Origin of the sequence: Echinicola marina, assembly GCF_020463795.1 — a bacterium.
GTDB classification, from domain to species: domain Bacteria; phylum Bacteroidota; class Bacteroidia; order Cytophagales; family Cyclobacteriaceae; genus Echinicola; species Echinicola marina.
Genome location: NZ_CP080025.1, coordinates 3281414 through 3295431, shown reverse-complemented (window position 1 = coordinate 3295431; position 14018 = coordinate 3281414). Strand labels below are relative to the sequence as shown.

Here is a 14018-nt window from a genome sequence, read left to right as displayed (position 1 = left end):
AAAACAATTTATTTTTGTTTCGACCATGTTTTACTGATTACAAATAATTATGCGGCTTCTTAAAAACCTTACAATATTACTGTGCATTTTAACAGTTTCCTTCTCAGCCTTGGCTCAAAATATTGATCTTTCGGGGCAATGGAATGTAAAACTTATAAAATCAAACAATTCCTCCGAATACTTTCGTATCGACTCGAAGGTCAAAGGTGAAATCCAACTTCCCGGATCACTAGCTGAAAATGGCTACGGTCTCAAAACAACCGGCTCTGACTTTGGAGTACTTACCCCTGAATTCAAATATATAGGGGAAGCCGAATACTCAAGAGAAATCCTAATTCCGAATTTTTGGAAAGACAAAGAGATAGAACTGTTATTGGAGAGGGTTTTATGGGAATCAAAAGTGTTTATCGATGGCATGGAGATGGGAACTGCCGATGCTTTGGGAACACCCCATTACCACGACTTGGGAGTACTTAGCCCAGGAAAACATACCTTAACCGTAAGGGTCAATAATGACATGATCCATAATATTGGGGACAAAGGCCACGCCTACGGAGAATATACCCAAAGTATTTGGAATGGTATCATTGGAAAAATAGAACTAAGAGCTCATGACCTTACCTCCATTAAGCAGTTAAGGACCTTCCCAAAAACTTCGGATGACCATTTGGACCTAAATATTAGTGTAGATGCTGAAAAGGCCGAGAAGGCTAAGTTTGAAATCAGCATTACTCAAATAGACCATAAAGAACCCGTTTTCCAGAGCACCTTCCGTCACAGACTTCAACCTGGCCACCAAGAGCTCAACATTCCTTTGAGCCTTAATGGGGCCTTAAAAAAATGGAATGAATTTGACCCTACTGTCTATACACTTAAAGTCAGGTTAAAAACCAGAAAATCCGAGGATTTAGCAGAAACAGAATTTGGATTTGTGAACTACAGTCATGACGGCACCCATGTTTTGGTCAACGGAGAACCAGTTTTCCTAAGAGGTAACCTCGACTGTGTACATTTCCCTCTTACCGGCTATAGTTCAGCCCAAATAGAAGACTGGGAAAGGATTTTTGAAATATACAAAGACCATGGACTCAACCATGTCCGCTTCCATTCCTGGTGCCCTCCTGAAGCAGCATTCAAAGCAGCCAACAGAATCGGTATTTATATACAAGCAGAAGCTTCCATTTGGATCGATTGGTGGATGAGCGTAGACAACACCCAACGTGGACGCCCTGAGATGAACACCAAGGGCTTCCCCCAAGGCTTGGGAAAAGATCCTGAAAGAGATCAATTTGTCATCAATGAGATGAACCGCGTAGTGGATGAATACGGCAACCATCCTTCATTTACCATGTTCTGCATCGGAAATGAACTGGGCAATTCTGACTTTGACATTATGAAAGAATGGGTTGCAGACCTCAAGGCCAAAGACCCCAGACACTTATATGCTGTTTCCACAGCCAGGACCATTACAGAGGTGGACCAATATAATGCTACCCATTATATCAAAGGCATCGGAAGAACACGGGGATTAAATGGCGCACATACAGATTGGGATTTTGAGGAGGTCTATAGCCAAATGGACATTCCGATCATTGCACATGAAATTGGTCAATGGCCCGTCTATCCTTCTTGGACAGAAATAGACAAATACACCGGTGTACTCAAAGCCAGAAACTTCATGGAATTTAAAGCGATGGCCGAAAAAAACGGCATTGCCCATCAAGCAGAAGAATTCAAAAAGGCTTCGGGAGCTCTGAACCAAATCATGTACAAGTATGAAACAGAATCTTTCTTGAGAACAAAAAGCTGTGCTGGAGTGCAACTCCTGAGCATGCAGGATTATCAAGGCCAAGGTGAGGCGCTGATCGGTTGGCTGGATGCCCACTGGGAAAGCAAGGGAATCACTACACCGGAAAAATTCAAAGAACATTTCAGTGAAACAGTCCCCTTACTAAGAATGAAAAAATTCGTTTGGGACAATGGTGAAGTTTTTGAAGCAAGCGCCCAGCTTTCTCATTTTGGTCCATCTGGAATCACTAATGGAGAAATCCTCGTCAATATCAGCGATGCATCCGGAAAATCGATCCATCAAGAAAACTGGATGATCAACAATATTAAAAGAGGCAGTCTCAATGACATCGGAAATATCACCTTTCCGCTTGGAAACATTCAAACTGCCCAAAAACTAAATATCGAGCTAAAACTAGCCGGAACAGCCTTTAAGAACTCTTGGGACATTTGGGTATATCCCACAAAGCTCCCTCCATATGAAGATGGAGACATCATCATTACCGACCAATTGGACAATACGGCCTTTGCTGCTTTGGAGGCCGGCAGGAAGGTGCTTTTATTGGCGGATCAACTGGGAACTGATAAAAACAGCATCGACTTGAGTTTTTATCCATTGTACTGGTCATTGACTTTCTTCCCTGGCCAAGGCAAAACCAATATAGGCATGTTGATCCAAGACCAGCACCCTGCCCTGAAAGATTTCCCGACCGACTACCATTCCAATTGGCAATGGGAAAGCATCAGCAAAGGAGCCAAAGGCTTTATCCTCAATGAAACACCAAAATCATTTCAACCACTCGTTCAAGTTGTGGATGATTTTCATAGGAATAATAAAGAAGGCGCTATCTTTGAGTTTTCGGTTGGAAAAGGAAAGCTTTTGGTCAGCGGATTTGATATTCGGAATGCAGAATTACCTGTAGCCAAACAATTGCGCTATAGTCTCATAGAATATATGAAAACATCGGATTTTGCTCCATCCACTGAAGTTGACAGGACTTTTTTGTCCAAGCTCTTCCCTAAAATTCCCCTAGCAAAAGATGAGCAGATAGATGGCCAATACAATAACGTGCTCTTACGGGTCAATGCTGGAGAAAAAGCAGAAAGTAAGCGTAGCTCCCTACCTTGGAACTCCAATAGCGATCAGGTCATCAAGATCGGGGAAAATATAGGCTATAAAGTCAAAGCGGATGGTGTATGGAAGGATGACAAAGGCAGCGCTTGGCACGGAAAGGAAATCATCTTGGAAATCACTGTTCCAGACGGAATCCTAGGCAGTTTCTATGTCTTATTTGATGATTGGAACAATCAAGGAAGAGAAGGATTATTGACCTTTGAAGGAAGGAAAGTGCGCTTGGGAAGACATCATGAAGATGGTGGAAAATGGATAAAATTCCATGTTATGCGCGAAGACAGCAATGATGGAAAAATAATTCTAAAAACCAATGTAAGCAATGGAGGTAATTTAATGATCCGTGAAATAGTATTAGACAAGGAATAGACTTAAACAATAACAATGAAAAAAAAGATATTAATAAAACCTATCCTCTCCCTTTTCTCCATAATTGGACTGGGGACATTATTAGGCTCATGCGGGCAAAAAGAAACAGCCATGGCTGTAGATAAAAAACAACCCAACATCATCCTCATCGTAACCGATGACCAAGGATATGCCGACCTCAGTGCTTATGATCACGTATCCAAATACTGCGAAACCCCCAATATGGACAGGATCGCTGACAATGGTGTGCTCTTCTACAATGCCTATGTAACTGCACCTGTATGCAGTCCGTCCAGGGCCGCAATCTACACCGGCCAATACCAGGAAAAATGGGATCCTAAGATGGCTTGGGCCTCTGGGCTTCCTCACAATGTAAATACCATTGCGGAAGTGCTCCAAAAAGCAGGATATACCACCGCTAAAATTGGCAAAAGTGATTTTGGCACCAATTACCACAATGCACAAGTAAGGGAATTTCCTCTGCAACATGGCTATCAGTCCTTTGTTGGATTCAGTGCCCACGCACATGACTATTTCCTATTGGACGAAAAAACAGAAATAAGCACCCCTGACCCTTATGGAACCAGTGAGTCATTGGGCAGACTCTTTGTGGATAGCACCAAAACCAGCTTTGAAGACACCTATAGCACCGAGCTTTTCACGGATAAGGCCATTGAATTTATCAATAAAAACAATGATGGACCATTTTTCTTGGACCTTTCCTATAATGCTGTTCACCACCTGATCCATGAAGTGCCAGACGAATACCTCAAAAAATGGAATGTAAAAAAAGTGGCCAACTATGACAGCAGTTATGGTAAATACAAAGAATACTACTGGGATTATACACAGGTAGGCAAAATCTCAGATGAAGAAATGAGAAAATACTTCCTGGCCAATTTGAACTGTTTGGATGATAATATTGGTCGTCTTTTGGATGCATTGGAAGCTGCTGGAAACATGGAAAACACCATGATTCTTTTGGTCTCTGACAATGGAGGTGAGCCTTTGGCCGGCGCCAACAACCTGCCTCTTTCGGGCAGCAAATATACCATGCATGAAGGCGGCATCCGCGTACCCATGATCCTTTCATGGCCAAATGGACTCCCCAAAGAAAAAGACTATAACCACCGGGTATCCACACTGGATATTTTCCCTACCTTTATGGAAGCTGCTGGCATTGACATTCCGAAAGATGCTGCACTTGATGGCAGTAGCTTGATTGCCCCTATTAAAGAGAACAAAGCATCAAAGTCCGCTAAAGACCCTTTATTCTTTCAATTCGGAAACCAATGGGCTGTCATTGACCAAAACTACAAACTGGTTTTTGCCAATGATTATAACCCTAAAAACAGGCCCATTACTAGCCAAATTATGCTAGGTGCCCATCCAGGTAAAGTGGCGCTTTACAATTTGGAAGCTGACCCGGGAGAAAGACAAAATCTTATCGAACAGGATAGTCTTAGGGCCCAAGAAATGCAATCCCTTCGAGAAAACTGGTTGCAGGGAATGAAAGGAAAATACGGAAACTACAAGAAGGATTAGGTACAGTATGGCCAAACCCCTAGAAATATGACCAAAAAAAGAGAAGGATTCAAGGGCCAAAGAGCCCTGGTGCTTCCCAATGACATTCGTAAGTTTTGCAAGGAAGACCCCATCTTGTCTTCCTTGTACCTTACGGATATTGGTTATTACCCCCGCGCGCAACACCACTTCAGAAAGCGACCAAAGGGAGCAAACGAAAATATATTGATCTATTGTATCGAAGGTAAAGGGACAGCCTCTATCAATAATGAGCACTTCCTGATCAATCCGCATGACTACCTGATCATTCCTGAAGGTATCCCAAACTCCTTTGCCGCTGATGAACACTTACCTTGGAGTATTTATTGGATTCATTATAAAGGGACACTTGCACCAGAATTCAATAATATGCTCATCCAAAAAAAGGATAGCTACGTCCAACACTCTCCTTATGTGGATGCCCGTGCAAAACTCTTTCATCAAATTATCAATCTATTGGAATCCGGATATGGAAAAGAAAATCTGATCAATGTACTTCCTCTTCTACAACAGATTTTTTTCTCTTTGGTTTACCCCAAAAAGCTCCTCTTGGAAGAAGCTTCTCCAAAAAAAGAAGAGATTGAAAAAGCCATTGAATACATGAAGGAAAATGTGGAAAACCTTCTGACCTTGGAGGAAATGGCCAAACAAGCACAATTGTCAATTTCTCATTTTTCTTACACATTCAAACAAAAGACTGGCTATACCCCCATCAATTATTTTAATCACCTCAAAATCCAAAAAGCCTGTCAATACCTGCAATTCACTGACTGGACACTCAAAAGGATCTCCTCACAATTAGGCTTTGAAGACGCTTATTATTTTTCTCGCTTGTTCAAAAAACACATGGGTTATGCCCCCAATTTCTACAGAAAAAGCCACCTTTGATAGGTGATATTAGCAAAACTGCGAAATCAAGGATTTGCTTCTTTATAAGTTTTGACCTTCCTTATATCCTGAAAATCACTTTCATTCACCCAACCGGCCTTTAATTTCTCCCCTTTCATATACCTTGAATAAAAGTCTGCCCCACTTTGATCCGCATATTGGTAATGATCAAAAACAGCTCCATTGCCAAACATTCTGGGATCTCCTTGGTCTTTTAACTTCTTGAACAGGCTCTTTTTCAGCTTTTCCTTTACTTTCTCAAATTGACCGCTAAACGCTAAATTATTCAGACAATCCGGATCTTCTTTGATATTATAGAGTTCTTCAGCCGGGCGTTTTCCAAACGACCATGCCCAATAATCAAATGTACTCTCTTTATAAATGGAATTGATACATACTGTTTTGGTAGGGCTACCGTCTGTATTCAAATATCCAGTTTCAGGATTCCCTGCCGGCCATCTAACTGGCTCAAAATTCTTCAGGTAAAGGAAATTTTCTTGGACAATCCCCCTAATGGGATAGCCCTGATCATCAGGCCTGCCTACATCATGCCTTTCCTTCCCTATTAAAACATGGTTTCTTTTTGAATCAACCATATTTGGCTCCTCAGAAGACAAAATATCCGTAAAACTACTTCCGGTAATAGGCTGCATGCCACTGTCCTTTTCCTTTATTCCTGCCAATTCCAAAAATGTAGGTGCAAAGTCAATAAAGCTGATAAAGTCGTCTATTTTTCGCCCTTTAGTTGAAATTCCATTTCCCCAGCAGATCGCCAAAGGAAGGTGATTGCTATACTCGTATTCCTGCCCTTTCACTCTTGGAAAAGGCATTCCATTATCTGCAGTCACTACTACGATGGTATTGTCGAGTTCACCTCTTGCTTCAAGCTCTGCTATCATCTTGCCCAACTGTTTATCGAAATATTCTATCTCAAAAGCATAATCCAGCAAATCTGTCTTCACTGAATCCTTAACGGGCCAAAAACCAAAGATCTCCTCATCCTTAAGCTCAACAAGCGATTTACCTCCCTTGGCAATTCCTGATCCATAGGCATAGCCTCTATGAGGTTCCAAACCACCATACCAAAAAAAGAATGGCTCCCCCTCACGATTATCATCTAAAAAGGCCTTAAAATTGGCTGCATAATCTACATTACTGATTTGAGGAGTCGGTGGGGTTGTCTTGATTTGGCTGTAATTGTTGACCAAAAGGTTCCTTGCACTCCCATCTTTGTTTTTTGCCTTGCCTGGTGCCCAGCCCTTTCCTGTATAGCCTACATGGTAATCATGTTCATCTAAGACTTCTGCAAAGGTTTTAAACTTAGTGGGAAAATACGACCAGTGGTTGGCAGCTTCTTCCAATTGCCAGGAATTCCTGCCCGTCAGGATATTGGACCGGGAAGGGGCACATTTTGCATTGGGAGTATAGGCATTATTGAAAAGTATTCCCTCTGCGGCTATCCGATCAAAATTGGGGGTATTCACCCAGTCACAGCCATATGCACCCATATGCTTATAAGTAACATCATCCATGATGGCAAATAATATATTGGGTTGGGTTACTGGCTTGCTCCGATCCTTTTGGACATAGCTCCAAAGACCAATAATAAACAGCAAGCCCAATGGAAGAAGCATTTTTTTCATAATTACCTTGGGTTTAGGGATCGTCACATCAAAACAATCAATATTCCAAGTTATCAATAAACCAGTAATTAACAATGAAATAGCCAGCTACACATCAAATGTAGCTGGCTATTGAATTACTTTATTTTGATTTTATGATTGTTTAGGGAAGTCTCTTTGCCTTTGGATATTTTTTCAGTTTCGCTACCAATTCCTCTACAATTTCAGGTTTGTCTTCAGCTATGTTTTTCTTTTCCCCTGGATCATTAAAATAATCATATAGCTCATAAACCACTTTTCCACTTCTCAGGTTCGTCCATCTCACCATCCTATATTGCTCGGTCCTGATAGCTTCCCCCATATTTCCTCCCATTTCAAAGGCATGATAAGCATGGTCCTTTATCATTTTAGATCCATCCAGTAAGCTTGGCTTCAAACTGATACCATCGATTGGCTGAGGTCCTTCTGGCCTCTCCAGTCCTGCCAAATCTGCCAATGTAGGAAAAATATCCACAGTCTCCGCCAACTGTTTGGTGGCGCTTCCTGCCTTGGTAACGCCTGGTGCCACAAAAACCAAAGGAATATGATTGGCTTGTTCATAATTGGTGTGTTTGGTCCAAATACCATGGTCACCCAAATGCCACCCATGGTCGCCCCAAAGTACAATAATGGTATTTTCATCCATATTCAAACGCTTCAATTCATCTACCACTTTTCCCAATTGGGCATCCATATAACTCAGACTGGCATAATAACCATGGATCAACTTGCGTTTTAGATCCTCTTCATAAATATCTTCTTTTGTTGGAATAGGGAAAAACTGTACGATTTCACCTTTTCGTTTTACTGCAAAACCTGGTGCTCCATCCGGTCCTTCTTCAAATTCCGGCATAGGAAGTTCATCTGGATTATACATATCCCAATATTTCTTCGGGGCACTAAAAGGCAAATGTGGTCTCGCAAAACCCACGGCCATAAAAAATGGCTGCTCAGGATTTTTGCTCAATTCCCTCAAACGATCAATGGCATGCCTCGCCACACGACCATCAGCATAGCCCTCATCTACCACATCAGGGCTTTCCCAAGCTGCTCCTCTTGGCAGTTCATGGTTCTTTGGCGTGTCTTCAATATACATTCTGGTATTTTCGAAGAAAGCCTCTTCACGGGTCAGCTTGCCATTGGTACTTGCTGGATCTAAGTATTCGATCACCTTTTCCTTCCAGTGAGGCACAGTCCAGGAGGCTTTGTCATTGGTATTGCCATGTCCAACATGATAAACCTTGCCCATGGATTCGGTGTGGTAACCGGCATTCATAAAATATTGTGGCATGGTGACCGCATCAGGGATCACATCCCTAAATTCCTTACCAAAATTGTACAGCCCAGTACTTGTGGACCTAGAGCCCAAAAGCAAATTGTACCGGGAAGAAACACATACTGCTTGGTTACAATAAGCCATATCAAATCGCATCCCGCTATTGGCCAATTTATCCACATTGGGACTGATCGCTACGGGATCTCCATAAACACCTAAATTAGGTTTAAGGTCATCCACCAAGAGCAGTAGAATATTGGGTTTGGATGATTTCTTTTGGGCCATGGTCGTCAGTGAAACCATGCTAGCTAAAATCAGAAATGCTCCCCTGATCATAGAAGAGAAGAACCTGCTTTTTAAATTCATAATCTATTATTTTGAGTTTACTGTTTCCTTTTTTCAATACCAAAAAACAAAAATATCCAAGCACAAGAAGTACGGTCTATCTCCGTCAAAACCATCAAAGTGAAACCCTAACGCTTCCTTCATATTACCTGGGTCAATCATTCACTGATACTTTCCAATATGATTTCGTTTCCAACACCAAACGCTTCATCCAATTGCACAGCCATAAAAGTCTTCCCTTCACCTGTCCTAGAATTAAATCCTAAGCTGCAAGTAGTATGGGAAACATTTTCCTTACCTTCTCTACTGGCATTTTTGTGAACAATCACATTCTTCAAAATTAAATTTACTTGTCCATTTCTAATATGAAAAATTCGTCAACGGTTAGCAATTATACTTCAAATAGCACCACAAGCCAAACAAACATCCATATCAAGCACTGAACATATGTGCTAATCCATCTTGAATTTGGCCATTACAGATCAATGTCCAAACAAAAAACAAGTCTCTTCATGCTTCATTTTTTTTGCATTTACACATTTGGGGACCGGGTAGGGAGAGATTTAAATATAGCCTATGCAACAGATGTTTCCAACTTTCCCTTGCCCTTCTCTGTTTCAAAAACCTGTATACTTAATAAATTATAAATAGAGATCACTTATCAGGAAGATCATCTATATTATAAGCGACTTTGTTCTTAAAGAAAAAGGAAATTTTAAACCAGAAAGTGAATTTTACGTTAGACCTTTAATAATAGGATCTATCGTAAAGTGAAATCAGCAAACAAACATACAGCAACTGCTAACAACAAAGCTAGGATAAAGCCTTTTGCATCTCCTGTCTGTTATCTGACTGATCCGGACATCGACCCCCAGTACCTTTTTGACCTTGTTCCTGATACCTCTAAAAATAGTAAGCAACAGGACAAGACAGCCAAACGTTAACGTAAGTTTACATTTTTACATCCCCCCACTAATTCATCAACATCTTGAAACCTACCAAGTATATAAAGTCATACGAAGTGCGTTCCTGCATTGCAGGCAAGGATGTTATTCTTTTGTTTTCATGTAACAAGGCCTTTATCACGCTGCTCTCCACGAGCTGTTAGTGGAGAGCTTTGCCTTTTATAGTAAAGGTTATACCTGGTACGCCAGGCTAATGGGACATGCTTTTAATATGTCCTAAACGCATATGTTCTACAAAATTTTCAACATCATGAAACCAATCATAAAAAAATCTGATTATCAAACCATTAAAAACATCATCATCTCTGGAAACACCAATGGATTTCACATTGACCTTCGGCAATTACAGGAAGAATTGGCCAATTGTAAAATTGTTGAGGACAACAAAGTCCCCAAAGACGTCGTGAAAATCGGCTCGGAGATAGAGGTGCAGGACATGGACAATGCTCATATTATAAAGGCCAAAATAGTACTTCCCAACCAGTCCAATCTCAAAGAAGGAAAAATATCACTTCTGGCTCCCTTGGCTGTTGCTTTGATAGGCGTAAAAAAAGGGAAGGAAGTTTCCTGGAATATGCCAGCCGGAATTCGCAGGTTGAAAGTGCTATCCGTCAAATAAATTACCATACAAAAAATAGACTGTCTCATCAGTAAGTCGATTTACGCCATGATGGGACAGCCTCTATTTTACAGAAACTATTTCCTTCATCTACCATACCTCCCTAATAATTAAAGACCAGTCATTCCCGGGAAAACCTTCTCTATTTCAGCCTGTTATCAATAACAATCCGCTACCGATCGAACGGACAAATTTGGATTGATTACCGTTGTCTTTTCTTCATTCAATAACCAACCAAGTATAAGAATTGGCTGGAATAGTAAGGTCTACCTCAATGGAATAGTCCCGGGCCAACTTATAGCTTTTAACGGTTCCCTCCTTTATGCGCACCTCAGCAGTATCTCTTAAGCCTGTATAATAAAGTGGGAGTTTGATTTTTCGCTTCATATCCTCTTCGGTAGGATTGAAAAACATGGCCAATCCCTTTTCTTTCAATTCAGGGTTGGCATGCATAAAACCATCCCAATCCTTTCCAGAAGGCCGGCGCAAATGGATCAAATCACTATTGAGTATTTCACGGTATTGTTTATACCAACCAATGACCTCTTTTACCAGGGCTTTGGTTTCAGGAGCATCGTATAGTCGCGGTCCTCGATAACAAGCCTGAACTCCCGAACCATAATTTTGCATCATATGATTTTCATAATCCTGCAAATGATCTTTCAAAGGTTCTAAGGTAGCTTCTGCTCCTCCACCATGATACTGAGTAAGGGGTACAAAAGTCCAACACATACTTGGTATACGGTCCCAGAGTCCATCATAAATATTCAGGCGACCATGCATCAGGTGTCTTTCCCTTGGAAGTGACCAATTGACCTCTCTGTAGCCAATTCCGGTTTTGTTGGTACCCGAATTGACATAAAAATCCGGCACATTCATATAAATTCCCTCTGCACGCATCCATTGGTACAGGCCTTGGATTTGGGCATACTGTTTCCATTGGGAATCACCTAGCCCGTTATGATAGGCATGGCTGGTAGATGCGCATACATTGCCTGGATAGGATCCATCATTCTCAAAAACCTGCATCCCTGTTTCATTAAAGAACCTTTTGATCTTGCGGAAATAATCATAGCCCCATTCGCTGCTCAGGCAAGGAGAAGAACCAAAAATCATCCCGCCACGCTTGCCTGTTTTTGGGTTGATTACATCCACTTCTTCACTTATCCAACGGCTGGAAAGCAGGGAATAGCCTCCAAGTTCGATTCCCTTGGAATTGGCATATTCTCTCAACGCCCTGAATTTAGCATAATTTTCAGGAGACTCATCCTCCATATTCATTCCGCTACCAAAACTCAGGATGATCATCTCATACCCTACCTCGGCACATTGGTCCACGGCAGTTTTCACCACTTCTGGGTCAGTAGATGTAAGATGGAGAAAGATCGGGTTTTCAGTGGTCCATGGAGAAATGCTTCGATACATCTTTCTTTTGAACAAGCCCTGTCTTTCCTGTTCACGGGTATCCATAGGCATTTCCCAAACCCTAAATGTGGTCAGTGAGCCACCCACCGGAATCCCCGTATCTGGTCCCAAGGGAGGTTTTACCTCCAATAGACAAGGTACACTCATGGGATAATTGGTCTGCGAGGTATATCTCGGGTCTTTCTCCCAATAAGTTGTTTGATCAGAAGTCTTCTGCTGCATGGCACCAAAGGCATAATCCGTTTCAATATGTATATTCGGCTTCACCCAATACGATGGAATATCCACCAAATTCTCTCCTTCCACCATGGCCAATTGCTCCAGTTTAAAACTGTTCAACTGTACCAAAAGCTCTCCCTCATTGATCATCTCTATCCATTTGGAAAGGGTAGGAATGCCATCATAAAGGGCATAATGCACCTTCACCACTATGGCATCTTTCACAAGGGTAAATACCAATTCCTTCCCACCTGGCATCTCTTTGTTCATGGCCCAGCGCACCTGTTTCCATTGAAGGCGGTCCGTAATTGCTTTCACTTCAAAATCCTGAATTTGGAATGAATTTTTGGTTGCGGACAGACTTTCCACCCATTTCATCAGGGTATACCCATATTCCCTTTGTTTGCTCAGGCCTCCTATCTCAATGGACTTACCATCTATGGTCAATACACCCTCATTTGACACGGCTCGTAACAGGCTCTCCCCTGTCATTTGGTTGATATAATCTACCGTCGCCAAGTTGGGGCTCAACGCAAAAACCCTAGCTATCAACCCATTGCTCAAAACAATACGGTTATCTTCATTTCGATAAACCGCTGCATTGGCCTTGGAATGATCCACTAACCAATCATATTCAGGCTGAGGCAATGGCATGGTAACCTCGGGAAGTTCTGCTAATTGCTTCATCAGATGCTCCCTCACTTCATTTGTCTGTTCTATCTTCTCAACAGCAAAGTCCACAGGAACAATGATGGGGGCTATTTCAAAATATTCAATGCTGGGATTGATCCAAACGGCATGATCACCACTTTCCCCATCCCCTGCATCTTCTACTACCATTTCAAGCAATCCTCCCTTTACATCCAAATCCACCTCTTTGGCAACATCTCCTCCCCTCACCAATCCACTGTTATAAATTTCTTTGCCATTGTGCATAAGCTTAAAGACCACCGTCCCCTGATCAACCTTCCCCGCTTCACCTTCCACACCCAAAAACTGTTTTTGGGTTTCGGTAACATCGTAAAATATTCGTTTTCCATCTGTCAATGGTATAGTTTTTACTGATTCAGCAGCATAATCTATATCCGAATCATTTATGCCTATTTTAGCAGAAAAGTGTCTAGCATTGTTCAATTTGATTTTGATCACTGAACGGGAATGCACCCCTATCCCCTTGGAAAATCTTTCACCCGCCACCGATAAAGCTTCCCCAGTAACGGATTGGTCTTTCACTGGTGCAGCATAAGTCTGCTGTCCGGAAGTAATATCCAATTCCTGCAATTCTGTAATGGTCTGCGCTCGGCTGCAAAATACAAGCAAAACGAATAATACTATGGATAATGATATTTTAAACTTCAGGTAGTGACTCATTTGATAAAATCGAATTAATTATTCAAATCTTCTACTTTTAAGAAATTATGACAGACTCTCTCCAAAAGACCTGATCAACTATAACCTCCTTAAAAATAATGAAATATAAATCAATATCTTTCCTTTATACCAAACCATATAATAAACGAACTAACATCATTCAAATACAAATAAAATATTTTCTTTTCCTTATTATATTTTACCTTATTTCCATTTCTAACCCGCTTTATGCATTAGGAATCGTTATAGCCTGTCCCGTCCACTGTCGGGAAGAACTGAATCTCCAAACAGCCTGATTTCAAAGTAGTTTCAGGTCGTAATACTTGTGCGCCGCGGCGTAGATAGGCTAATGCATAATGCGGGTTTAATGATAAGCCCTTATAAAAATACTGATCAG

At 41.4% G+C, this 14018-nt stretch carries 8 protein-coding genes; 4 read left to right on the top strand and 4 right to left on the bottom strand.

All coding sequences use genetic code 11. The features are described 5' to 3' along the window. Positions 1-49 precede the first annotated feature (49 nt). From KZP23_RS13570 to KZP23_RS13560, 3 genes are read left to right on the top strand one after another with little or no spacing between them, the layout of a single operon-like run. The gene (locus KZP23_RS13570; protein WP_226332258.1) at positions 50-3289 is read left to right on the top strand and encodes a glycoside hydrolase family 2 TIM barrel-domain containing protein; all 3240 of its coding nucleotides are present in this window, start codon (positions 50-52) and stop codon (positions 3287-3289) included. 15 nt (positions 3290-3304) lie between these two features. Beyond that, positions 3305-4834: a sulfatase family protein gene (locus KZP23_RS13565; protein ID WP_226332257.1), complete on the top strand. Its 1530-nt coding sequence runs from the start codon at positions 3305-3307 to the stop codon at positions 4832-4834. Positions 4835-4861: 27 nt separating this feature from the next. Continuing rightward, the gene (locus KZP23_RS13560; RefSeq protein WP_226332256.1) at positions 4862-5740 is read left to right on the top strand and encodes a helix-turn-helix domain-containing protein; all 879 of its coding nucleotides are present in this window, start codon (positions 4862-4864) and stop codon (positions 5738-5740) included. Between the two features lie 26 nt (positions 5741-5766). On the opposite strand, the gene KZP23_RS13555 is transcribed toward KZP23_RS13560, so the two are convergent. The 3 genes from KZP23_RS13555 to KZP23_RS13545 form a co-directional block, all read right to left on the bottom strand. Next, positions 5767-7383, bottom strand: a complete 1617-nt coding sequence (locus KZP23_RS13555; protein WP_226332255.1) for a sulfatase family protein — start codon at positions 7381-7383, stop codon at positions 5767-5769. Between the two features lie 142 nt (positions 7384-7525). Continuing rightward, complete coding sequence (locus KZP23_RS13550; RefSeq protein ID WP_226332254.1) at positions 7526-9043, bottom strand: sulfatase; 1518 nt, start codon at positions 9041-9043, stop codon at positions 7526-7528. A gap of 137 nt (positions 9044-9180) precedes the next feature. After that, positions 9181-9351: a hypothetical protein gene (locus KZP23_RS13545; protein ID WP_226332253.1), complete on the bottom strand. Its 171-nt coding sequence runs from the start codon at positions 9349-9351 to the stop codon at positions 9181-9183. Positions 9352-10237: 886 nt separating this feature from the next. On the opposite strand from KZP23_RS13545, the gene KZP23_RS13540 reads away from it, so the two are divergent. Continuing rightward, entirely contained in the window at positions 10238-10606 is a 369-nt protein-coding gene (locus tag KZP23_RS13540) for a GreA/GreB family elongation factor (RefSeq protein ID WP_226332252.1), read from the top strand. A 219-nt stretch (positions 10607-10825) separates the two neighbouring features. On the opposite strand, the gene KZP23_RS13535 is transcribed toward KZP23_RS13540, so the two are convergent. Next, positions 10826-13621, bottom strand: coding sequence for an NPCBM/NEW2 domain-containing protein (locus KZP23_RS13535; RefSeq protein WP_226332251.1), 2796 nt, complete (start codon positions 13619-13621; stop codon positions 10826-10828). Positions 13622-14018: the final 397 nt, after the last annotated feature.